The organism is Sphingopyxis sp. 10G20-10, from assembly GCF_057365075.1.
In genome coordinates this window covers 1463243-1485667 of the sequence record NZ_CP195117.1, presented here as the reverse complement: position 1 = coordinate 1485667, position 22425 = coordinate 1463243, and the positions used below count along the sequence as shown (strand labels likewise).

19 protein-coding genes and 2 riboswitches are annotated in these 22425 nt (G+C 61.4%); all 19 genes read right to left on the bottom strand.

Translation table 11 applies throughout. The features are described from left to right. Positions 1–13 precede the first annotated feature (13 nt). Positions 14–117: riboswitch (glycine riboswitch) on the bottom strand. After that, positions 118–219: riboswitch (glycine riboswitch) on the bottom strand. A gap of 59 nt (positions 220–278) precedes the next feature. Then, positions 279–926 (bottom strand): NAD(P)H-binding protein, encoded by a 648-nt coding sequence (locus ACR3XE_RS07250; RefSeq protein WP_473698299.1) that lies wholly within the window; start codon positions 924–926, stop codon positions 279–281. Beyond that, entirely contained in the window at positions 919–2094 is a 1176-nt protein-coding gene (locus tag ACR3XE_RS07245; RefSeq protein WP_486185609.1) for a deoxyguanosinetriphosphate triphosphohydrolase, read from the bottom strand. The genes ACR3XE_RS07250 and ACR3XE_RS07245 overlap by 8 nt, the downstream gene beginning before the upstream one ends. Continuing rightward, positions 2091–3785, bottom strand: coding sequence for a tetratricopeptide repeat protein (locus tag ACR3XE_RS07240; RefSeq protein ID WP_486185608.1), 1695 nt, complete (start codon positions 3783–3785; stop codon positions 2091–2093). The genes ACR3XE_RS07245 and ACR3XE_RS07240 overlap by 4 nt, the downstream gene beginning before the upstream one ends. Positions 3786–3847: 62 nt before the next feature. After that, positions 3848–5341 (bottom strand): cell division protein FtsZ, encoded by a 1494-nt coding sequence (ftsZ, locus tag ACR3XE_RS07235; protein WP_473698302.1) that lies wholly within the window; start codon positions 5339–5341, stop codon positions 3848–3850. 163 nt (positions 5342–5504) lie between these two features. Then, positions 5505–6761, bottom strand: a complete 1257-nt coding sequence (gene ftsA, locus ACR3XE_RS07230) for a cell division protein FtsA (RefSeq protein ID WP_473698303.1) — start codon at positions 6759–6761, stop codon at positions 5505–5507. Positions 6762–6764: 3 nt separating this feature from the next. Further along, positions 6765–7694 (bottom strand): cell division protein FtsQ/DivIB, encoded by a 930-nt coding sequence (locus tag ACR3XE_RS07225; protein WP_486185607.1) that lies wholly within the window; start codon positions 7692–7694, stop codon positions 6765–6767. After that, positions 7691–8614: a D-alanine--D-alanine ligase gene (locus tag ACR3XE_RS07220; protein ID WP_473698306.1), complete on the bottom strand. Its 924-nt coding sequence runs from the start codon at positions 8612–8614 to the stop codon at positions 7691–7693. Before ACR3XE_RS07220 ends, ACR3XE_RS07225 begins: the two co-directional genes overlap by 4 nt. Continuing rightward, positions 8611–9510: a UDP-N-acetylmuramate dehydrogenase gene (murB, locus tag ACR3XE_RS07215; protein WP_486185606.1), complete on the bottom strand. Its 900-nt coding sequence runs from the start codon at positions 9508–9510 to the stop codon at positions 8611–8613. The genes ACR3XE_RS07220 and murB overlap by 4 nt, the downstream gene beginning before the upstream one ends. Continuing rightward, a complete protein-coding gene (gene murC / locus ACR3XE_RS07210; RefSeq protein WP_473698307.1) occupies positions 9507–10940 on the bottom strand; it encodes a UDP-N-acetylmuramate--L-alanine ligase in 1434 nt (477 codons plus the stop codon). The genes murB and murC overlap by 4 nt, the downstream gene beginning before the upstream one ends. Next, on the bottom strand, positions 10940–12124 hold the full coding sequence (murG, locus tag ACR3XE_RS07205; protein ID WP_486185605.1) for an undecaprenyldiphospho-muramoylpentapeptide beta-N-acetylglucosaminyltransferase: 1185 nt from the start codon (positions 12122–12124) through the stop codon (positions 10940–10942). Before murG ends, murC begins: the two co-directional genes overlap by 1 nt. After that, on the bottom strand, positions 12121–13365 hold the full coding sequence (locus ACR3XE_RS07200; protein WP_473698309.1) for an FtsW/RodA/SpoVE family cell cycle protein: 1245 nt from the start codon (positions 13363–13365) through the stop codon (positions 12121–12123). Before ACR3XE_RS07200 ends, murG begins: the two co-directional genes overlap by 4 nt. Further along, a complete protein-coding gene (gene murD, locus ACR3XE_RS07195) occupies positions 13362–14678 on the bottom strand; it encodes a UDP-N-acetylmuramoyl-L-alanine--D-glutamate ligase (protein WP_486185604.1) in 1317 nt (438 codons plus the stop codon). Before murD ends, ACR3XE_RS07200 begins: the two co-directional genes overlap by 4 nt. After that, positions 14675–15745, bottom strand: a complete 1071-nt coding sequence (gene mraY / locus ACR3XE_RS07190) for a phospho-N-acetylmuramoyl-pentapeptide-transferase (RefSeq protein WP_486185603.1) — start codon at positions 15743–15745, stop codon at positions 14675–14677. Before mraY ends, murD begins: the two co-directional genes overlap by 4 nt. Beyond that, entirely contained in the window at positions 15745–17121 is a 1377-nt protein-coding gene (locus tag ACR3XE_RS07185) for a UDP-N-acetylmuramoyl-tripeptide--D-alanyl-D-alanine ligase (protein WP_473698311.1), read from the bottom strand. The genes mraY and ACR3XE_RS07185 overlap by 1 nt, the downstream gene beginning before the upstream one ends. After that, entirely contained in the window at positions 17118–18557 is a 1440-nt protein-coding gene (locus tag ACR3XE_RS07180; RefSeq protein WP_473698312.1) for a UDP-N-acetylmuramoyl-L-alanyl-D-glutamate--2,6-diaminopimelate ligase, read from the bottom strand. The genes ACR3XE_RS07185 and ACR3XE_RS07180 overlap by 4 nt, the downstream gene beginning before the upstream one ends. Beyond that, positions 18557–20251, bottom strand: coding sequence for a peptidoglycan D,D-transpeptidase FtsI family protein (locus tag ACR3XE_RS07175; RefSeq protein ID WP_473698313.1), 1695 nt, complete (start codon positions 20249–20251; stop codon positions 18557–18559). The genes ACR3XE_RS07180 and ACR3XE_RS07175 overlap by 1 nt, the downstream gene beginning before the upstream one ends. Beyond that, entirely contained in the window at positions 20251–20823 is a 573-nt protein-coding gene (locus ACR3XE_RS07170) for a hypothetical protein (protein ID WP_486185602.1), read from the bottom strand. The genes ACR3XE_RS07175 and ACR3XE_RS07170 overlap by 1 nt, the downstream gene beginning before the upstream one ends. After that, positions 20817–21815 carry a 16S rRNA (cytosine(1402)-N(4))-methyltransferase RsmH gene (rsmH, locus tag ACR3XE_RS07165; RefSeq protein WP_486185601.1) on the bottom strand — a complete coding sequence of 333 codons (999 nt, stop codon included), beginning with the start codon at positions 21813–21815 and terminating at the stop codon, positions 20817–20819. The genes ACR3XE_RS07170 and rsmH overlap by 7 nt, the downstream gene beginning before the upstream one ends. Next, a complete protein-coding gene (locus ACR3XE_RS07160; RefSeq protein WP_473698316.1) occupies positions 21812–22309 on the bottom strand; it encodes a division/cell wall cluster transcriptional repressor MraZ in 498 nt (165 codons plus the stop codon). The genes rsmH and ACR3XE_RS07160 overlap by 4 nt, the downstream gene beginning before the upstream one ends. Positions 22310–22425 lie beyond the last annotated feature (116 nt).

Below are 22425 nucleotides of genomic sequence, written 5' to 3'. Positions count from 1 at the left end.
CCGGTCCTTTCGCCATGCCCCCTCTGTCACGGGAACCTGAGAGTTTTCCTCCGCAACTGCGAAGTTACCCCTTCGGTGGATCCGGCGGATGCCGAAACGCTTTCCAGAGTGTCCAGTCCAATCCGCGCGGTCCTGCTGACCTGAGAGTTTCCGGGGCGGTTGCTCCTTCGGTGGTGAGACGCCGGTTTCCCGACTCTCACGCTCTCCCGCGCGGCTGGCCGAATCCCGGTGAGGAGACGCGGCAGACGATCAAGCCTTGGCGATGGCCTTGCGGGGAGTCAATCGGCGAGGCGGTGCATGGCATCATTTTCATGCACATGAGTCCCTGCCCCGCCTTGCTTGACGAGCGCGACAATCGCTGCGGCAACCGTTTCCGCCGCAATCGAGCGATAGCGACGCAGCCCGCCGTGCAACAATGCATTGGTGAGCGGTGCGGCCAGCATCGCCATGCTTTCGCCCAGACGCGGCGGGCCTTGGCGATCCCCCGTCAGCAAGCCGGGACGCATGATGTCGAGCCGGTCGTAACCGAGAGCGGACAGTGCCTCTTCGGCTTCGCCTTTGGTCTTTAAGTAAAAGTTGCTGCTGCGCGCCGATGCACCAACCGAGCTGATGCTGATCATATGCCGCGCACGTGCCGCCTTGGCCGCGGTGGCGATCGCCAGCACAAGGTCATGGTCGACGGCATGAAAGGCGGCCTGCGATCCCGCTTGTTTTATCGTCGTGCCGAGGCAGTTGATGACGATAGCGGGTGCTTCGGCGGCAATGGCGCTCGGCCAACCCTCTGTCGGTTCGACGATTTCGCGCGCGCCGGTCGGCAATTCTTTAGAGGCGCGGCGGGACAGCAGAACCAGATCGTCGCCCGCAAGCTGCTCGACCACGGCCTTTCCGACCAGCCCCGTAGCCCCGACGATCAGCGTTTTAGACATGGGCCAGCGCCTCCGGAACCGCGCCGCGCCCGAAAATCCCTGCAAAACGGTCAATGGCGAATTTGTCGGTCATACCGGCAATATAATCGCCGATGTGGCGGATGGTTGCGGTTTCGTCGGTGGGCAGCCGCGCCGCCCAATCCTCACCCATCAGCGCAGGGTCAGCGGCATAGGCGGCAAACAGCTGACCGAGTATGTGGTTCGCGGCCTCGGCAGCGGCGACCTGTTCGGGGTGATGATAGAGATTGTCGTACATGAAACGCTTCAGCGCGCGTTCCTGTTCGGCAAGCCCAGGCGTAAAACCACCAAGCGTGCGACCGACAGCACGGACATCGGCGACGCTGTTGACGCCCGAATCGGCGACATTCGCGGTGGTCGCGGCGATCACATCATTGACCATCACCCCGATCTGGTCGCGCACCAGCTCGCGCAGCAAACGGTCGCGCGGTGCGCCGGGAAAGCGGCCCTCGACGGCACGATAATTGGCAGCAACGAATGGCTGTTCCATCAACTGGTCAAGGCTGAGCAAACCGGCGCGCAGTCCATCGTCAATGTCATGATTATCATAAGCGATGTCATCGGCGACGGCGGCAACCTGCGCCTCGAGCGACGCATGGCTGGCAAGGTCGAGCGCAACGCTGTCGTCGATATCCTGAAGCGCCCAGCCGGGATGGGTGACCGGACCATTATGCTTGGCCAAGCCCTCGAGCGTCTCCCACGTCAGATTAAGCCCGTCGTGGCGCGGATAGGCGCATTCAAGCCGCATCAAGCTACGCAGCGTGTGACCATTGTGGTCAAATCCGCCATGGTCCGCCATCGCAACCTTCAACGCATCCTCACCGGCATGGCCAAAGGGCGGGTGCCCGATGTCATGCGCGAGGCATAGCGCCTCGGTCAGATCCTCGTTAAGCCCCAACGCACGCGCAATGCCTCGCCCGATCTGCGCAACTTCGATGCTGTGGGTCAGCCGGACGCGATAATGGTCACCGTCGGGGGCGACGAACACCTGCGTTTTGTGGCGCAATCGGCGAAACGCAATCGAGTGGATGATGCGGTCGCGGTCGCGCTGAAACGCATCGCGCGGCCCGCGCACCACCCGCGCGCCCTCATCATGCAATCGCCCACGACTTTGCGCCGGATCACTGGCGCAATCGCGCGGGCTGCTCACTTGATCGGATCGACGGTCTGACCCGCGTCGCTGCTGAACAAAAAGGCGTCGCCGCCCGCTTTCTTATAGTCGGAAAGCCATGCCTGCGCTGTCTTGCGATCCTTGAACGGTCCAACGAGCAGGCGGCGAGTCTGACCCCATTCGGTCGTCGCGCCGTCCTGCCCCTTGAAGGCCTCGGGGTGTTTTTTGGTAAAGCGACGGAAATCAAAGGCCAGAGCCTTGGCATTGGCGCCGGTCGCAATCTGAACCCAGTCGCGCGCCGGATTGGCCTTCTTTTGCTCGGCTTCTGCCTTGGCCTTGGCATCGGCATCTGCCTTGGCTTTGGCGACGGCGGCTTCTTTCGCGCGCTTCGCCTCTTCGGCGGCTTCTGCCCGACGTTTGTCTTCCTGCATCTTTGCCAGCGTTGCCGCATCGACCGCGCCCTTGGTCCGCTCCAATTCCTCGGGCGGAATTTCAATCGAGCCGACAATATCGGCCAGCGAGGCAAGCGGTGCCGACGCACTGGACGGCGGAGCAGCAGATGATGACGAAGCGATGTTAGAGATGGAAAAGCCGGGCACGACGGGCGTGTCGGGCGGTCCCTGAATAGCCGACGCGGTTGAGGTCTCTGGCTCGGGCTCGGGCTCGGGCGTGGGCTGTGCTTTCCCTGCGGGCGGTGGTGCCGGTTCGGCCCGCCGCACGGGAAGCGCCGCGACACGGGTCGGCACGGGCGTTGGTTTGGCGGGTCTAGCTGCGGCGGGCGGCGGAGTTGGCTTGGCCACCGGCATTGCTGCGGGTGGCTGCTTGTCTCGACCGGGTCGCGTTCTGGCCTTGGGCGTCGACGCAGCGGGCGGCGTCGTTGCTGCAGAGGCAATCTGTGTACGCGGCGGACGCGGCGGCAAAGGCCCCGATGGAAACCGCCCGAAATGGGCAGCGGCGGCCTGCTGCGGCGCGGTCAGCCGGTCCATTTGGGTCAGATAGGGCAGAATATTTGTTGCAAGCTCGGGCGGCATCGTCGCTTTGACGATTTGCGTCGCTTCGCTATCACGACCGTTGATCGCAAGAATCATTGCACGCGTGCGCCAGGCCGCCCGGCTTTGCCTGCGCAATTGCGGGACGAGCAGATTAACACCCTGATCGGCCTGACCGCTGATCCCCAGCGAAAGCGCATAACGGCGGGTGGTTTCGTCATTGGGCGCGACCGAAAGAGCAAGTTGATAATCGCGTTGCGCGGCGTCCTGCTGACCCAGCAAATCGCGTGCAAGGCCACGGTCGGACAAAAAGAGCCGTTCGGGCGCGCCGTTCAACTGCGCCTCACCAAAATAATCGAGCGCACGGCTGGGGTTTTCCATCCGCACCAGCGCGGACCCCATCGCCGCCTTGATCGCGCCATCGCGCGGAGCCAGCTTCTCTGCACGCGCCAGGAAGCCGAGCGCAGCGCGATAATCCTCTAGGTCAAGCGAGGCACGCCCTGCCGCTAGCAAGGCATTGGAATCCGTCGATTTGACCGCAATCCGGGCGAGTGCAGAGGTCAGCTCGGTCTTTGCCGCCGTGCGCCGGTCCAGTGCGGCCTGCGTTGCAGGGTCCGGCTGTTGCGCCTGCCACGCATGGACAGGAACACCCGACGCCATGAGCGCCAAACCACCCACAGCCGTCAGCCACCCGAAGCGCTTCACCGGTTTCTCAATATGGTCAGTGCGGGCGTACCGCATGGACAATTCATCCCGTTCCCGGCCATCGCTTAACCCATCGCAATGGCCGTTTTCTGGCCCTGTTACTGATTATTCTGGCGGTTGAGGAAGCGTGGAATATCCACGCCATCATCCTTGTCACCGGCCTCTTCATCGGTCGAGCCCGACCCACGCGAGAGGCGCGACATCCGCTCAAACAACGTCCCACCACTCGCCGGCTTTTCGGCCGGTACAGCAGCCGAACCCGCGTGTGCCTGTTCGTACAGCGATGATTGCGCCGCCGGAGCCGGTTCGGGCTCCGCCGTCGCATCCACCGGCGTGTCGGGCGCGCCGAGGACCAGCTCATCGCTTTCCTCTTCGTCGATGCTCGCAACGTCGGTCAATTCGATGGGTTCTTCGTCTGCCTGCGACCCATCCGCTGCGACTTCGGCTTCTTCAGCAATGGAAAATCCTGGTTTGGGATCGTCCTCAACTGCCCTTGCGGCTTCCGCTTCGGCGTCGGCTTCTGCGGCCACCGCATCGTCAACAAAGGGTGCCGGGGCCGCCGCCGGAGACTTGGCCGACGTGAAAGAAAATCCTCGGTTTGCGGCGGGTGCGCTCCGCGTTTCGCCATTGGCTTCGATGCCCGTGGCGACGACCGACACGCGGATCTTGCCTTCAAGCGATTCGTTGAAAGCGGACCCCCAAATGATGTTGGCGTCAGGATCAACCAGTTCGCGGATATGATTCGCGGCTTCGTCGACCTCCATCAGGCGCATATCTTCGCCGCCGGTGATCGAGATGATAACCCCCTTGGCACCTGCCATGGAGACACCGTCGAGCAGCGGGTTCGCAATCGCCTTTTGCGCCGCCTCGAGCGCGCGACCATCGCCATCGGCCTCGCCCGTCCCCATCATCGCCTTGCCCATTTCGCGCATCACGCTGCGAACGTCAGCAAAGTCGAGGTTGATGAGCCCCGGCATGACCATCAGGTCGGTAATCCCGCGCACGCCCTGTTGCAGCACTTCATCCGCCATGGTGAAGGCTTCTTTGAAGGTTGTGTTCGGGTTGGCGACCAGGAATAGATTCTGGTTCGGAATGACGATCAAAGTATCGACATGCTCTTGCAGCTCGGTGATCCCGGCTTCGGCAGAGCGCATCCGGCGCTGCCCTTCAAAGGTGAAAGGTTTGGTCACAACGCCGACAGTCAGGATGCCGCGATCACGCGCCGCCTTGGCAATAACGGGAGCAGCGCCGGTTCCGGTGCCGCCGCCCATGCCGGCCGCGATGAAGCACATATGCGCGCCATCCAGCGCCTCTTCGACCTGAGCGATGGTTTCCTCAGCCGCTGCGCGCCCGACCTCTGGCCGCGACCCCGCGCCCAGACCTTGAGTGATCTGTGCCCCCAGCTGAATCCGCCGCTCTGCTGCCGACGCGTTCAGCGCCTGCGCGTCCGTATTGGCGACGATGAAGTCGACCCCTGCGACGCTGGCCGCGATCATGTTGGCGATGGCATTGCCACCAGCACCGCCAACGCCGACGACGGCGATGCGCGGTTTTAATTCATCGACCTGCGGCGGGCCAATATTGATGCTCATCAAATAATCTCCCTGCAGCTGTACATTTGCACAGCTTCCCTCACCTTGCGACCCCTCTGCGGCGGACGGTTCAACAGACCGGTCCTGCTCAGCTTTGTCCCGCATTGCACTATTGTGTCAGCAATATCACCCAAAAAATTAACCCTTTTCTTGGTCTGACAGGTCAAAAACTATTTTTCAATGCCGCCATCAGCCGATTGACGATGGAAACATTGCGCGGTCGGTAAATATCCTGCGCCATCATAGGTAAATTTCGCAGATCCACCGGGTCTGATGCGGCATATTGCACAAGCCCGGCCAGCGTTGCAAAAGCTGGCCCCGAATGGGCATCGGGCAGCCCGAGCAAACCCTTTGGCCTGCCGACCCGCGCCGCACGGCCCAGCGCGCTTTGCGTATATTCGGCAATGCCCTTTAAATCCGCACCGCCCCCAACAAGCACAACCTGCCGCCCGATCGGGCCAACAAAATGAAGGTCTTTCAGAGTTTTGCCCACCTCTCCGATCATTGCGTCGAGGCGTTGGCGAATAACGGTGACCAATTGCGCGCGCGTGATGCGCGGATTATCGCTGCCCGAAGGCGCGCCGGGTTCCAGATCGATAACTTCAACATTGTCGCGCGGACTGGCCGCCGCCGATCCGTAAAAGCTTTGCAAACGCTGCGCCTGACTGCGCCGGATGCCAAAGGCTGAGGCGATGTCGTCGGTAATATCGCTGGCACCAAAGGGCAGCGATGCCATTTCAACGAGCATACCGCCAGCAAACAGCGAAACAGTCGTCACCGCAGCGCCCAGTTCGACAAGCGCAACGCCCAGATCCCGCTCTTCCTCCGACAGGCACGACAAGCCCGCCGCGACAGGAGAGGCCACCACCGCCTGTACATCAAGATGCGCCTGACGCACCGCGCGTTCCAGATTGCGAACCGGCCCCGCATCGGCAAGTATGATGTGAATATCGACCCCCAGCCGGTCGGCGTGAAGGCCGATAGGGTTTTTGACTCCGGTCAGCCCGTCGAGCGTATAGAGCGCGGGTTGCGCGTGGAGAATGATCCGCCCTTCGGGGTCGATGCCCGCCCGTCCGGCGGCAAGCAGATCGTCAATATCATCCTGTTCTATCCTGTGACCACCAAGCTCGCTTTCGATTGGCGCCACATCGCTGACCATCCCACCCGCCGAAAAGGCAACCCAGACATCGTCAATGTTTAAACCAGCGATACGCTCGGCCTGCTCGATCGCTTCGCGCACCACATGCTCGGTCTGTTCCATATCGGCGACATAGCCGCGTTGGATACCGCGGCTTTCGCGCTGGCCGGTTCCCAGCACATGCAATGCGCCATCGGCGCTTTGTCCGGCGATCAGCGCACAGACTTTCCACGACCCGACGTCCAGCGCGGTGATGATTTTTTCAATCCGCGGCGGTGCCATGCGTTACCCCTCCTCGGAAGCAGCAGATATTGCGTCTTGAGCCGATGCCTTGGCATTGGTCGGAACCACCTGCCCTTCGTGCGGAAGCCTTAGCACAAAACGGCTGGGGTCGCGCATATCAAAGCGTAAAATCCCGCGCCCCAATAAGCGATTTGCTCCGTCGAGATGGGCAAATTTGGCGAGCGCCGCTTTGGCCGCCTCTTCGCCTTCGGGCAATGACAAGGTCTCGCCGCTCCGAAAGCGCAAATCCCAACGCCGGTTGCCCACCCAAGTTGCACCGGCCAGCAACTGCTTGAGCGAGCTGGCAGCGCCAAGCACCTCGTCCAGCTCTTGCGAACGCTGGTTGGCGTTGGGACCGATGACCAGCGGAAGGTCAGGCATGGTGGCAACGGTGACAGGCTCTAGGACGACTCCCTTTTTGTCGATCAGCGACAATTTCTCATTATGCTGCCAGATTGCGGCGGGGGAGCGTTCGACAATGTCGATGACCAGTGTTTCGGGCAGGCGGCGCGACACGCGCGCGTCCTTAATCCACCCATATTTCATCAGGTCGCGGCGCACGCCATCCAGATCCACCGCTGCCATCGAGCGATTCTGTTGCGCCAGCGCAATGTCGTACACTTTCATGCGATCGATGCGTTCGGCCCCGACAACCTCGACCTTGCGGACCTGGAATCCGGCCCGACCGACGGCCTGCGCCCATTCCTCATTAATCTTGGCCGTCACGCCCGTCGCATGGGCCGCAATGCCGACCGCCACGACAAGGCTGGTCGTGATCGTCCAATTGGCGACTTTCTGTAGCCGTTCGGGGCTGATCGGCAGGGCGTTGATGATCCGGTTGACCCGCGATGTCTTGATCGTCTTGCGCTTTTTGGGTCGCCGGGCCGGGCGGCGCGGCGGCGATTTTGCTCGCTTGATCCGGGTGCTGCTCATAGCGCTTCCTCCACGATAATTTCGACCAGCTCGGCATAGTCGATGCCGCACGCCTTGGCTTGTTCTGGCACAAGACTGAGCGGGGTCATGCCTGGCTGGGTATTGACCTCAAGCAAGAAAATCCCGTCGGCACCCAGTTCGTCATCCCAGCGAAAATCAGACCGCGAGGTGCCGCTGCACCCAAGCAATTCATGCGCCTCAACCGCAATCGCCTTCATGCGCTCGGCGATAGCTGCAGGGACATCGGCGGGGCAGACATGTACGGTCAGCCCGTCGGTGTATTTGGCGTCATAATCATAAAAGCCCGACTTTACGCGCAATTCGGTGACGGCCAGCGCCTTTCCGCCCAGAACAGCGACGGTCAACTCGCGGCCCTTGATAAAGGGCTCGGCCAGAAGCTGCGAAAATTCCTGCCACGGCCCCACTGCGTCGCGCGCGATGGGGTTGCCATAATTGCTGTCGTCGCGGACGATGGCGACCCCGACCGAAGAGCCCTCGTTGACCGGTTTCAACACATAAGGACGCGGCAACGGGTCGGCGGTGTACAGGCTTTCGCTGGCGACCATCGTGCCTTTGGGCATAGGAATGCCATGCGGAACAAGGCGTTGCTTGGTCAGTTCCTTGTCGATGGCAATGACCGAAGTGACGAGGCCGCTGTGCGTATATTTCAACCCCATCAGGTCGAGCATCCCTTGCACAGTGCCATCCTCACCCGGGACACCATGAAGCGCATTGAATACGACATCGGGCTTTGCCTCGGCCAGTCGCGCAGCGACATTGCGGTCCATGTCGATCCGCGTGACGCAATGGCCCCGCGATTCGAGCGCATCGGCAATTCCCGCGCCGCTCGACAGCGACACATCGCGCTCGGCGGACCAGCCACCCATCAGGACGGCAACATGCCATGGACCACGGGTCACTTCGCCTCTCCCACGCGTTGAATTTCCCACTGCAAATCAATCCCGCTCTTATCCTTGACCCGCCGACGGACCTCGTCACCCAGCGCCTCGATATCGGCGCTGGTCGCGGTGCCGGTATTAATCAGAAAGTTGGTGTGCTTTTCGCTGACCTGCGCGCCGCCGACCGTCAGACCGCGACAACCGGCTTCATCGACCAACTGCCAGGCTTTATGCCCGTCGGGGTTTTTGAAGGTCGATCCGCCGGTTTTCGAACGTAACGGCTGAGAGGCTTCGCGTGAGGCGCTGATGCGATCCATCTCGGCCTGAATGGCGGCGGATTCGCCCGTCTCACCGCGAAAGACGGCAGCGACAACGATGGCCTGTTCGGGCAGATCGCTATGGCGATAGCGATAGGCGAGATCAGCGAGCGACAGCGTCTGGCGCTGACCGTTTCGCAACACCACATCACATTCGACAAGGATATCCTTGACCTCGCGGCCATAGGCACCGCCGTTCATGCGGACAAAGCCGCCGACGGTGCCTGGGATAGAGCGCAGAAACTCCAGACCCGTAATGCCCGCATCGCGCGCGGTCGAGGACACAAGGATGCCCGAAGCCCCGCCGCCGCAGCGCAGCGTGGTGGCATCCAGCCGCTCGACGCTGGCAAAGGCTTTGCCGAGCCGAACGACGACGCCCGGCCAGCCGCCATCGCGGATAATCAGGTTGGACCCAAGGCCCAACGCCATCACCTGTGTTTTGGGGTCAAGATCGGCGAGGAAGTCGGCAAGATCGTCGGCATCCTTCGGCTCGAGCAACCAGTCGGCAGGACCGCCCGATTTGAACCAGACGAGCGGAGCCAGCGGTGCGTGCGGCGTCAGCTTCCCGCGCACTTGGGGCATAGTGTCGGCGGCGGTCATCCACGTGCCTCCGTCACAGCCTGCGCCAACCCCGCCGCAATCTTGGTAATATCCCCAGCTCCCAGGCAAACAATCAGGTCGCCCGCCTGCACCGTTGCACCAAGCTGATCGGCGAGCGCGGCGGCATCGGCGATGGCAATTGCCTCGCGGTGGCCCCGTTCGCGCAGCTTTGCCGCGAGCGCGTCAGACGAGACGCCTTCGACCGGCTCTTCGCCCGCGGCAAAAACGGGCAGTGCCAACACGGCGTCGGCATCGTTAAATGCAGCGGCAAAATCTTCCATCAACCCGCCAAGGCGCGAGTAACGGTGCGGTTGCACCACCGCGATGACGCGCCCTGCCGGAGAACCAGCCGCCGCCGTCTCGCGCGCGGCAGACAGTACGGCGCGAATTTCAACCGGGTGATGCGCATAGTCGTCGATGACCGTCGCTTTGCCACCGTCACAGGCGATCTCGCCGACCTGCGTAAAGCGGCGTTTGACCCCGGTGAAGCGTTCAAAGCCCGTCTGGATCGCCGTATCGCTGACGCGCAGCTGTAGCGCGACTGCAATCGCCGCGAGCGCGTTTTGGACATTGTGGCGTCCCGGCATCGGCAGTTCGATCCCGCTGATTTCGCGGGTTTCTCCGTCGCGATCACGCACCACCACGTCAAAGCGCGTGCCGCCGACAACCGGCACCAGATTCTGGCCGCGCACATCGGCCTGCGCCGAAAAGCCATAGGTCAGGATTTGCCGGTCGCGGATACGCGGAATGATCGCCTGCACTTCGGGATGATCGATGCACAGGATCGCCGCGCCATAAAAGGGGACATTCTCGATAAATTCGACAAAGCCGTTCTTGACCGCGTCAAAACTGCCCCAATGGTCGAGATGTTCGGGGTCAATATTGGTGACAACTGCGATGGTGCCGTCAAGACGCAGAAAACTGCCATCGCTCTCGTCCGCCTCGACCACCATCCACTCGCTCGCACCAAGCCGCGCGTTGCTGCCATAGCTGTTGATGATGCCGCCGTTGATGACGGTCGGGTCAATCCCGCCTGCATCGAGCAGCGCCGCGACCATGCTGGTCGTCGTCGTCTTGCCATGTGTTCCGGCGACCGCGACGGTCGATTTCAGCCGCATCAGTTCGGCGAGCATTTCGGCGCGCCGGACAACGGGAATACGATGAGCCAGCGCGGCCTCAACCTCTGGATTTCCGCGATGAACCGCGGTCGAGGTGACGACAACGGCAACGCCTTCGACATTGTCGGGCGAATGGCCGATCGCGACCTTGATTCCGCGCTTGCGTAAACCCTCGATCACATAGCCGTCGGCGATGTCGCTGCCCTGCACCTGATAGCCCAGATTGTGCATGACCTCGGCAATGCCCGACATGCCGATGCCGCCAATGCCGATGAAGTGGATGGTGCCGATATCGGTCGCAACGCCGCGCATCAGTCGGCTCCCTTGCGCGCCGGAGCGATGCCCGAAGCGGGCGCCCGCTGAGCAGACTTAGCGCCAACACGAATGACATCCATCATCGGCGGCGCGGCAAAGGATTCGACCAGATCGGCAAGATCGCGGGTCGCGTCGGGTAAGCCGCAGCTCGCCGCGCGGGTCGCCGCATTTTCGAGCGCGCCGGGTTCCAGCGCCATGCGTTGAATCTGCTTGGCCAGCTCTGACGGGATAAATTGCGGCTGCGGTATCGAACGGGCACCGCCCGCCTCGACCATGTCGCGGACATTATGCATCTGGTGATTGTCCATCGCCGAGGGATAGGGAACGAAAATGGCAGGACGACCGGCGCAGCTTAGTTCGGCGACCGTAGAAGCCCCTGCCCGCGCGATGACCAGATGTGCCCAGCGCAGCCGCTGCGGAATATCCTGAATATAATCGGCACATTCGGCGGCGACGCCCAAGGCGGCATATTTGGCGCGCACGTCTTCCAAGTCATCAGCGCGGCATTGCTGCACGACCTGAAGCCGGCTGAGAAGCGCCTGCGGCAGCATGGCGACGGCGGCTGGCACAACCTCGCTGAGCACTGTGGCGCCCAAACTGCCACCGACGATCAATAAGCGAAAAATCCCCTCCTCGGTCAAGGGCGGAAAACCCTCATCGCGAATGGCAATAACCTCTTCGCGCACCGGATTGCCCGTCAGATGCCGCTTCAATTCGCATTTGGCGGGGAAGCGGTGGATGTTGCGATAGGCAACGGCGATGGCATCGACACGAGAGGCCATCAGCCGGTTGACGCGGCCAAGCACAGCATTTTGTTCGTGGATGACCGTGGGCAGTTTGGCCGAACGCGCCGCAAGCAGGCTGGGGAGCGAGGGATAGCCGCCAAAACCAACCACAACGGCAGGCTCAAAGTCGCGAATAAGGTCGAGCGCCCGCGCACGGCCACGCCGGATTGCCAGCACACCCTTGACCCAGCCAACCGGACCACCGGCCATGCGACCGGCGGGCAAGCTGTGAATTTCCAGATCATGCGGCGCACCCGGAATCTTCAGCCCGCGGTCATCGCTGACCAGAGCCACACGATGCCCGCGCGTCAAAAGCTCACCCGCCAGCGCATAAGCGGGAAGCATATGCCCGCCGGTACCGCCTGCGGCGAGAAGGAAGTGGCGTGTTGCGGTCATTTCTTATTCCAATTGCCGGTCATGGACACCCGCGCCGCATAGGGGTTCCGACGGGTCAGCGACAAGAGCAAACCCATGCCGATCGACAGCGCGATCATCGACGATCCGCCATAGCTGATAAAGGGCAAGGTCATGCCCTTCGACGGAAAAAGCTGGGTGTTCACCGCCATATTGATAATCGCCTGGCCACCAAATTGCGCGATAAGGCCCGTGACCGCAAGGATCAGAAAGCTGTCTTCTTCATCGAGCAAGCGCACCAGCACGCGAACAATGATCGCCAGATAGAGAATGGCGATGGCGATACAGGCGATCAGGCCAAATTCTTCACCTATGACCGAAAATATATAGTCGGTATGCGCCTCTGGCAGTTGGAATTTGGCGAGGCCCGCGCCGGGGCCAGTGCCGATCAGACCACCGGCAGTAAGCGTCGCATGAGCCTTGTCGACCTGAAAGCTGTCACCGTCGGCGAACAGCCAGATGTTGATCCGCTGGTTCGCGACCGGATAGAAGAAATAGGCAAGGACGATACCAGCGAACCCGCCGACTCCAAGACCGGCCATAATCCGCATGGACAGCCCCGCAACCATCACCAATACCAGCCAGGTGCCGCCAAAAATGATCGTCTGACCAAGGTCAGGCTGCCCCATCAGCAACAGCGCAATAACGCCGGTAAGGACAAAGGACAAAGGCACGACCGGCAGACTTTGGTCCTGAAGCCGCAGCGACAATATCCACGCCAGCGCCACCGCAAAAACCGGCTTGAGGAATTCGGAGGGTTGCAGGCGGAAAATGCCGGTGCCGATCCAGCGTTGCGCGCCGTTCACCGACGTTCCGATGATTGGAACGAGGAACAGCAGCACGAGGAAGAACAATGCGCCATAAATGGCTAGCCGCCGCGCCTGCGCCTTGGGCAGCATCGAAACCGCCAGCATCGCGGGAACCGCCAGCATCACCCACATCATCTGGCGATAGAAATAATAAAGCGGGTCGAGCGCGGCGGTCGTGGTCGACAATTTCTGGGCCGCAACTGGTGATGCCGCAGCCACCGCGACAAGACCGATCGCGATCAGGATCGACACGAGCAACAACAGCACCCGGTCGATTTCCCAGAACCATAGCCCCAGTGGCGTGCGGTCGGCACGGCTGAGGCGCGGACCGCGGCGTTTGACCGAGCGCGGCTTGACTAGCGTCGGGTTGATCGAATGGGTTGTGGCATCGATATTGTCGGGATCGCCGCTCATCGTGCCAAAGCCTTTACCAGATCGCGAAACATATCGCCGCGCGCTTCATAGTCGCTGAATTGATCGAACGACGCGCAGGCCGGCGACAAAAGGACGATGTCGCCCGCAACAGCCGCAGCAGCGGCATGGGCAACGGCGGTTGCAAGGTCGCCTGCTTGGTCGACGGGTAAGGCGTCACCTATCTCGGTCGCAAAAGGCTCCATCGCCTCGCCAATCAGATAGGCAGCTTTGATATGCGGGAACCAAGGGCGACAAGCGGTCAGCCCGTCGCCCTTGGCTTGCCCCCCGGCAAGCCAGTGCAGTCGCTTGTCCGGCGCCGGCGGAAAAGCCGCCAGCGCCGGTGAAGCAGAGGCGGCATTTGTCGCCTTGCTGTCGTTGAAATAGCGAACGCCGGCATGTTCGCCGACAAATTCCATACGGTGTGGCAGGCTGGTAAAGCTCGCCAGTCCGCGCTCGATAGCAGCATCGTCCAGCCCCAACGCGCGGGCAACGGCAATCGCACAGGCAGCGTTCTGGGCGTTATGCGGTCCCTGCAATGCGGGCCAGCCTTGCTGGTCGTCGAGCGCAATATCCTGGGCCGACACGCGGAACAGTCGATGGTTGATGCGCGACGCGATCATCCGCGAAGGATCATCATCGGTCGCCACGATGCTGACCTGATCGGCATGTTGGAGGCCAAAAAGCCGCTCCTTTGATGCGGCATAACCGGCAAAACCATCATAGCGGTCCAGATGATCGGGAGTAAGATTTGTCAGCACCGCGACATCGCAGGCCAAGCTATGTGACAGATCGATCTGATAACTCGACAGCTCGAGAACATAGACGCCGGTGCCCTTGTCATTCGGGCTCAGCGGATCACGCGACAATATGGGCAGGCCGATATTGCCGCCCATCAAAGATGGCACCCCTGCACTTTCCAACAGGTGATGGATCAGTGCTGTGACTGTCGATTTGCCGTTGGTGCCGGTAATCCCGACAACGCGATGCGGCGGCAGTTCCGCGCGGGCCTCGGCGAATAATTCAATGTCGCCGATCAACGAGACATGCGCTTGACGGGCGTGGTCGGCGATGGGGTGACGGTTGATCGGCACCCCAGGCGACACCACGACACCAGCGAAACCGATGAGGTCAATGTCCATCGGATCACCAATATCAGCGCCCAGCGCCATCGCATCGTCGCGCGCCGATTCACGGTCATCCCACGCTGTGACCCCGGCTCCGCTGGCGACCAGCGCCTCAACACTCGCCAATCCCGAGCGCGCCAGTCCCAGCACCGCATAGCGGCGTCCAGCAAAGGCGCGGCTGGTAATCATCGCAATTTCAACGTCGAAAGACCGGCGAGCGCCAAGACGATCGAGATGATCCAGAAACGGATGACAACCGTCGATTCGGGCCAGCCAAGCTGTTCGAAATGATGGTGGATCGGCGCCATTTTAAACACACGCTTACCGGTGCGTTTATACCAGAACACCTGAATGATGACCGACAAGGCTTCGACCACGAACAACCCGCCGATGATAACCAGCACCAGTTCATGCTGCGCCGTCACCGCGATAGTTGCCAGCGCGCCGCCAAGCGCAAGGCTGCCGGTATCACCCATGAACACCGACGCAGGGGGCGCGTTAAACCACAGGAAGGCAAGGCAAGACCCGATGATGGCGGCGGCATAAATCGCTAGCTCACCTGCACCCGGCACATGCGGAATGCCCAGATAGGCGGCAAACTTTACGTTGCCTGACAGATACACGATGACGAGGAAAGCCAAGCTGGCGATGATAACCGGAAAAGTCGCAAGCCCGTCGAGCCCGTCGGTCAAATTCACCGCATTGCCAAAGCCGACAATCAAGGTCATCGCAAAGACATAATAGAGCGGGCCAAGCTTGAGATAAACGCCGCTGAAAAAGGGCAGATACAGGTCGGTCCCGGTGCGCGACACGATCAACAATACCGCGATTCCGGCGATGATAAATTCGATCAAAAGCCGCGTCCGTGCCGAAATGCCGCGATGGCTGCCCTTCGTAACCTTGTCCAGATCGTCCAGAAAACCGACCGCGGCAAAGCCGCCGGTCACGAACAGGCAGGCCCAGACAAAGCGGTTGGACAAATCCATCCACAACAGCGCCGAAATCATCAGCGAAATCAGGATCATCAGCCCGCCCATCGTTGGCGTGCCACGCTTGGCAAAATGACTTTGCGGGCCGTCTTCGCGGATCGGCTGCCCTTTGCCCTGTTTGGTGCGGAGCATCAGGATGAAGCGCGGCCCGATCCACAAGCCGATGATCATCGCGGTCGCAACCGCCGCGCCCGACCGAAAGCTCAAATAGCGGATGAGGTTGAGTGCCCCCGGAAAACCCAGCCACTCGGCCAGCCAATATAGCATCAAAAATCCCCGTTGGTCAGCGCCGTCACCAGATGCGACAGGCCGACGCTGTTCGATCCCTTGACCAGAATGACATCGCCCGCGCGGATCACCTCACCCAGTCGCTGCGCCGCCGCCTGATGGTCAGCGACATGCGCGAATTCTATCCGGCCCTCAAGCGCTTTGGCGAGGGGCTCCATTTCTTCTCCGACGAGCAGAGCAAAATCCACGCCCGCTGTGACCAGCGGATCCGACAGATCGGCATGATAAGCGTCGCTTCCCGGCCCCAGTTCACGCATCGAACCCAAAATGGCGACACGGCGATCGGCGCTTTCGGCGGGCAATTGTTCAATCGTCGCCACCATCGAGGCGGGATTGGCATTGTAGCTTTCGTCGATCACCAGCGCGTGAGCATTCCCGACCCCGATACGATGGCGCGCGCCGCGTCCGGCAAGTCCTGTCATTTCCGCAAAGGCAAGGCCCGCCGCTGGCAGGTCGCCACCTACAGACTTGACCGCCGCGAGCACCGCCAGCGCGTTGGACACCCAATGCGCCCCCGCCTGTGCGATGGTGCAACACAAAGTCGCGTCGAGCACCTGCGCGGTCAGTAACGATCCGCCATGCCCGTTGGGCAACCAGTCGAGCGCGCGCACATCGGCCTCGGCACCCAGACCAAAGCTGACGATATGGGCTGCATGTTTTTCGGCCTTGGCGCGCAACCGGTCATAATGCGGGCTGTCAAAGGGGATGATCGCGGTACCGCCCGGCTCAAGCCCCTCGAAAATTTCTCCCTTGGCGTCGGCAATCGCGGCTTCGCTGCCGAAAAACTCCATATGTGCAGGGGCAATGGTGGTGACGATGGCGACGTGCGGGCGGACCATCCGGGTCAGGTTGGACAGCTCGCCCGCATGGTTCATGCCCATCTCGAACACGCCAAAATCAGCGGTCGACCGCATCCGCGCCAAGCTGAGGGGTACGCCTGTGTGATTGTTATAGCTTTTAACCGAGCGGTGTGCACGACCAGGGCGGTATCGATCGAGCGCGGAGAACAATGCTTCCTTGGTCCCCGTCTTGCCCGCCGATCCGGTGACGCCGATGATGCGGCCATGACAGCGCGCGCGGGCCGCCACTCCCAACGCGTTGAGCGCCGCGACACTGTCGGTAACACGAACATGCGGATGGTCTATTTCAGTTTCGCAGACAATAGCGGCGGCCCCTGCCGCAACAGCCTTGTCGATATACAAATGCCCGTCGGTCGCCTCTCCGCGCATCGCAACGAACAAGTCACCCGCCTGCACTTCGCGCGAATCAAAGGCGACGCCCTGCACCGAAAATTCAGCACTGGCAGTGCCGTCTGTGGCGGCAGCGATGGCGCGGGATGTCCAGAGCGCGGTCATATCGCACACTCGCGCGCAACGCCGACATCGTCAAAGGGAATGATGCGAATATCGGGCGCTCGACCGATAATCTGTCCCTGTTCATGGCCTTTTCCGGCAATGCAGACGATATCGCCGGCATCCGCCTCGGCCATGGCAGCGGTGATGGCGTCGCGGCGATCGCCAATGTCGCGCGCGTCCGGCGCCCCTTTGGCTATGGCCGCACGGATGGCGGCGGGATCTTCGCCGCGCGGATTATCGTCGGTGATAATGGCAAGATCGGCCTTTGCCGCGGCGACTTCGCCCATCGCGGCGCGCTTGCCCTGATCGCGGTCGCCGCCTGCACCGAACACCAATATCAGCCGGCCCTGTGTATGCGGGCGCAAGGCATCGAGCGCTGCTTCGAGCGCGGCAGGTGTGTGGGCATAATCAATATAGACCGGCGCCCCGACGCGGGTAATCGCTGCCCGCTCCAACCGCCCCCGAACCGGCTGAAGTCGCCCCAGATTGGCCAGCGTTGTTGTGACATCGCCGCCGGTGGCAATCACCAGCCCCGCGGAAACCAGTGCATTGGCGACCTGATAGGCACCGATCAACGGAAGCTCGACGGTCTGGACAACATCACCAACGGCAATGACCAATGTTTGCCCAAGCTGGGTGGGCGTATGCGAAACCAGTCGCAGCGCCTCCCCTTTCGAGCCGACCGTCAGCAAACGGACGCCGCGCTTCAACGCCGTGTCTTCGACCTTGGACGCCACCGGATCATCAGCCCAGACCACAACAGAGCCATCGGCATCGACGACTTCGGAAAACAGGCGCATCTTGGCGGCAAGATACGCCTCCATCGTGCCATGATAATCGAGATGGTCCTGACTGAAATTGGTAAAGGCGGCGGCCTTCACCGGCAGACCCTCGGTGCGATATTGGTCGAGGCCGTGGCTCGACGCTTCAAAGGCGGCGTGAGTCACGCCTTCGGCGGCAAGCCCCGCCATATTGCCCAAAAAGGTCACAATGTCGGGCGTCGTCAGGCCGGTCGAGGCGCTTTCGTTCGATGTAGTGACCCCCAAGGTTCCGATGGACGCGGCATGAAAACCCGCCATGCGCCACAACTGGCGCGTCATTTCAACCGTCGAGGTCTTGCCATTGGTTCCCGTCACCGCAACGCAGGTCGCGGGAAAGCGGTTGTAATAGCGGGCGGCAAGGTGGGCAAAAGCGCGACGGGGATTGGTGTCGGCAATATGCACCGCCCCGTCGACCTTGGCCTCAGGACGAGCGACCACCGCAATGGCACCAGCCTCTATCGCTGCCGAGATGAAATCCTCGCCGTTGAACCGCTCACCGACAAAGGCACCAAAAATCGTACCGGGCGCAACTTTGCGGTGGTCAATGGCCAGGCCCGTGACCGTCTGTTCAGCAAATTCCTTGGATACGCTGTCGATCAGCGTAGCGAGGCGCATTATTCCTTATCCCCACCTTTCCACACCAATGGCGTCAGTTCAGACACGTCAACATCGCGCGTTTCGTCTGGGTAGACGCCCAGCATCGGTGCGGCGCGCATTATGACTTTTTTCACAACCGGCGCAGCGGTGTAGGCGGCGGTGCGCTGACCCGAGCTATAGGCGTTGCCCTTGGGCTGATCGACCATCACCAATATGACATAGCGCGGATTATCCATAGGAAAGGCGGCCGCAAAGGTCGCGACGACCGAGGTATGGACATAGCCGCCGATGCCAGGTTTTTCGGCAGACCCCGTCTTGCCACCAACGCGATAGCCCGGCGCATCGGCCGAGCGTCCCGTTCCGTCCGAAACGATCAAGCGGAGCAGCTGGCGCATACGAGCGCTGGTCGATGCTTTGAAAACGCGGCGTCCCTGCGGCGGCGCCTTGTCTCCCAGCTTGAGCAAAGTTGCTGGGCGCCAGATGCCGCCATTAACCAGCGCGGCGTAAGCGCTGGCAAGGTGAAGCGGTGTCACGGCGATGCCATGGCCATAGCCTGCCGTCATCGTTGTAACGCGACCCCAGCGCTTGGGCCAGATCGGCGCGGCTCGTTCGTGCAATTCAATGTGCGGTTTCTTGTCAAATTCAAGGCTGCGGAACATCGCCTCCATCTTTTCGCGACCCAGATTATCGGCGATTTGCGCGGTGACGATGTTCGAGCTGTGGATCAGCGTTTCGGGGACGTTCAACCAGCGGCCCAGATTGTGCGAATCGCGGATCAGGAATCCGGCAATCGCCAAAGGTTTGGTCGCATCATAGCGGCGCGACATGCTGGTAACCGTTCCCGCATCAATGGCGGCGGCGACCGTTAGCGGCTTGAAGGTCGAACCAAGTTCATAGTCATTATAGGTCACGGCATTGCGCCGAGCCTCTGAATTTTCGGGCAGCAGCTTGTTCGGATTAAAGGTCGGGAGCGACGTCATCGCTTCAATTTCGCCCGTATGAACGTCGAGTATGATACCGGCACCGCCAATCGCCTCCAATTTGGTAACCGCAGAGCTGAGTTCAGTCTCCAAAATGCCCTGCACGCGCGAATCGATCGATAGTGACAGCGGTTCGGCGCGCAAGGCCGGGTTGGTCAAACGGTCGTTCATGGCCCCTTCAATGCCCGTCACGCCTTGTCCCTCGGCATTGGTAAAGCCCAGAATATGAGCCGCTAGCGAAAGCTGCGGATAAAGCCGCTCTTTTTCACGCGGATATTCAAATCCCACTTCACCAATCGCGTTCACGGCGGCCACTTCTTCGGGCAGGGCGCGGCGGCGAATATAGGTCGGGCGCGGACCGCTGAGCTTCGCCAGCAATTCGTCGCGTGTCATGTCGGGAAAAATCTTGACCAGCTCATCGGCCAGATAGGCGCGATTGTTAATCAAGCGCGACGGAACGACGCGGATGGAATAGCCATCAATCGTGCGGGCCAGCGGCACATTGTTGCGATCGACTATATCGGCGCGCACTGGCACAAAGGCCGCCGCACCACGATGCCCGGCGCTGCCGGTGTCAAAAGCCGCGAAATAGACGAGCCGCAGCGCGACCATTGTAAAGGCCGCCATAAACAGCAGCATCAGGATCATGAGGCGTTGTTGCGCGGTCAGCAGCATTTTCTGCCGCACACCGGCGGTGCGCACGCGGGCAGGCCTGACAACCAGCGTGTTCATTAGTTGACCGTCCCCTTTGCCTCGACGGCGGCCTGACGCTTCAGGTCGGCAAGCGTCAATTCAGCGAGCAACTGACCATCAAGCATACTCAGTTGTTGACGGCGACGCGAAGGAACTACGGCTATCGCCGGGGTGTCAGTGCGGACAATATCGGCCTTGGCTTTAACAGCCGCCATCGCGGGAGCATCGGCGGATCCGGTGCTCGCCGGTATGGCGACGGGTGAAACCATAGCCATCAGAACCGGTGCAACATCATTGGCACCACGGGCACGCGGAACACGACCAAGCGAAGCCAGTTGGCGCTCGTTAGACAGGAATTGCGATGCATCGGGCGCCGAATAGCCAAAGGATTCGCTGTTCCACCGCTCCAACTGGCGCATTGATCCGCGCACGGCGAGTTCGGATTCGAGATAACGGATATTGTCGCGTGTGCGACTGATCTGATGGTTGACCTGCGAAAGCTCGCTGCGGGTCGCGGCGACTTTTAGCGACACCGGATAAAGCAGCATAGCAAAAACCAAAACCAGCAAGACAAGGCCAATGCCCTGTAATTTGCGCGCTGCCATCAGCATGAGAGCACCTCTTTGTTGCTATTGCGAGTCGGCCAGGCCGGGGCGGTTGTGCGCACGGCACTACGCAGCGTCGCCGAACGGGCGCGCGGGTTGCGCGCTTCTTCGGCCTTGCCCGGCCGCACCCGGCGTGCCGGGGGATGAAAGCTTGGCGCGGGCACCAAACTAGTCGCAGCGGGGCGATGGCGCGACCCACCCGCCATGCCGCCGCTGCGTTCGCGAAAGAAGTTTTTGACAATACGATCTTCGAGGCTGTGAAAGCTGACCACGACCAGACGACCGCCAGGACGGAGCAACCGTTCTGCGGCATCAAGGCCTGCAATCAGTTCATCAAGCTCACCATTGATGAAGATCCGAATGGCCTGAAAGCTGCGCGTCGCGGGGTCTTTGGGCGCACCCGGCGGGTGGCGCAGCGCCTTACGCACCAAAACCGCCAGTTCGCTGGTCCGGGTCAGGGGGCGCGCCGCGACAATGGCGCGGGCGATGCGCCGCGACTGGCGCTCTTCACCATAGACATAAAGCACATCGGCAATGTCGGCCTCGTCAGCGCGGTTGAGCCAGTCGCCCGCACTCTCGCCATCCTGCGCCATTCGCATGTCGAGGGGGCCGTCGGACTGAAAGGAAAAGCCACGTTCGGCGCGGTCGATCTGCATCGACGACACGCCGATATCAAAGACAATACCATCAACGGAATCGATGCCGCTCTCGGCCAGCAAGCGGTCGATTTCTCCGAAGCGGCCATGGACGAGCGTCAGCTTGCCGTCGTTTGCAGCAACCAGCGCCTGCCCCTCGGCAATCGCATCGGGGTCGCGGTCACAGGCGATGACCTCTGCACCAGCGGCGAGCATGGCGCGGGTGTAGCCGCCGGCACCAAAGGTCGCATCAACATGTCGCTCACCGGGGGCAATAGCGAGCGCAGCGACGATTTCGTCGCACAGAACAGGCGCGTGACGCGGGTCGTGCTGAGTTGGTGAGGAGGGGTCAGTGGCGGTCATTTGCGCCCCTTCCCTTTTTCCGAGAAGGCCTGCGCCAAACGGCGCAGCACTGGGTCTGCGACCGTGCTGTCGATCAGCGTCGGCAACCACCAGATTTCAAAGCGGCGACCCGACCCGACAAAAGCGGTCGCGCCGCTGTCGCCGACAAGCTCGCGCGCGGTGAAGTTGGGCAAAAATCGGCCACTGCCGTCAAGGACATATGGATCGGTGAATTTGAAGCGCTGCTTGAAAGCCTCGTCCTCGTCGAAATCCTGATTGCGGGCGAGCGCGGTTTGGCGGTCGCGCTCAATCTCTCCGTTCAACCGGTCGAACTGGTCATTCCCATAGGCGACGAGGCAAGGCAGATGTTCGTGATGGCCGACCCACAGGACGCGCTCGCCATCTTCGGTCAGGGGCACATTGTTACGTAGAGAAGCAGGAACCGCGACCCGGCCCTTCCCATCGACAGCGGCGAAGCTGGTTCCCGAATATCGGCCGGGCGTTACAATCGCCATCGCTCTGCCCCCTGTCACCAACCTTCGGGCATCAGTTCCCCGGCTTCGGAATCCAAAGATTTCGAACCAAATATTGTGGGTGGAGAATTGCCCCTCTCCATCACCTGCCTACCAAC

What these genes read in the sequence shown, in the direction of transcription:
- ACR3XE_RS07250 (WP_473698299.1), bottom strand. Translation starts at nt 926, where the DNA reads ATGTCTAAAACGCTGATCGTCGGGGCTACGGGGCTGGTCGGAAAGGCC.
- ACR3XE_RS07240 (WP_486185608.1), bottom strand. Translation starts at nt 3,785, where the DNA reads ATGCGGTACGCCCGCACTGACCATATTGAGAAACCGGTGAAGCGCTTC.
- ACR3XE_RS07160 (WP_473698316.1), bottom strand. Translation starts at nt 22,309, where the DNA reads ATGGCGATTGTAACGCCCGGCCGATATTCGGGAACCAGCTTCGCCGCT.
- ACR3XE_RS07180 (WP_473698312.1), bottom strand. Translation starts at nt 18,557, where the DNA reads ATGCGCCTCGCTACGCTGATCGACAGCGTATCCAAGGAATTTGCTGAA.
- murC (WP_473698307.1), bottom strand. Translation starts at nt 10,940, where the DNA reads ATGCGCGGCGTTGCGACCGATATCGGCACCATCCACTTCATCGGCATT.
- ACR3XE_RS07225 (WP_486185607.1), bottom strand. Translation starts at nt 7,694, where the DNA reads ATGAGCAGCACCCGGATCAAGCGAGCAAAATCGCCGCCGCGCCGCCCG.
- murG (WP_486185605.1), bottom strand. Translation starts at nt 12,124, where the DNA reads ATGACCGCAACACGCCACTTCCTTCTCGCCGCAGGCGGTACCGGCGGG.
- mraY (WP_486185603.1), bottom strand. Translation starts at nt 15,745, where the DNA reads ATGCTATATTGGCTGGCCGAGTGGCTGGGTTTTCCGGGGGCACTCAAC.
- ACR3XE_RS07175 (WP_473698313.1), bottom strand. Translation starts at nt 20,251, where the DNA reads ATGAACACGCTGGTTGTCAGGCCTGCCCGCGTGCGCACCGCCGGTGTG.
- ftsA (WP_473698303.1), bottom strand. Translation starts at nt 6,761, where the DNA reads ATGGCACCGCCGCGGATTGAAAAAATCATCACCGCGCTGGACGTCGGG.
- ACR3XE_RS07200 (WP_473698309.1), bottom strand. Translation starts at nt 13,365, where the DNA reads ATGAGCGGCGATCCCGACAATATCGATGCCACAACCCATTCGATCAAC.
- murB (WP_486185606.1), bottom strand. Translation starts at nt 9,510, where the DNA reads ATGACCGCCGCCGACACTATGCCCCAAGTGCGCGGGAAGCTGACGCCG.
- ACR3XE_RS07170 (WP_486185602.1), bottom strand. Translation starts at nt 20,823, where the DNA reads ATGCTGATGGCAGCGCGCAAATTACAGGGCATTGGCCTTGTCTTGCTG.
- ACR3XE_RS07185 (WP_473698311.1), bottom strand. Translation starts at nt 17,121, where the DNA reads ATGACCGCGCTCTGGACATCCCGCGCCATCGCTGCCGCCACAGACGGC.
- rsmH (WP_486185601.1), bottom strand. Translation starts at nt 21,815, where the DNA reads ATGACCGCCACTGACCCCTCCTCACCAACTCAGCACGACCCGCGTCAC.
- murD (WP_486185604.1), bottom strand. Translation starts at nt 14,678, where the DNA reads ATGATTACCAGCCGCGCCTTTGCTGGACGCCGCTATGCGGTGCTGGGA.
- ftsZ (WP_473698302.1), bottom strand. Translation starts at nt 5,341, where the DNA reads ATGAGCATCAATATTGGCCCGCCGCAGGTCGATGAATTAAAACCGCGC.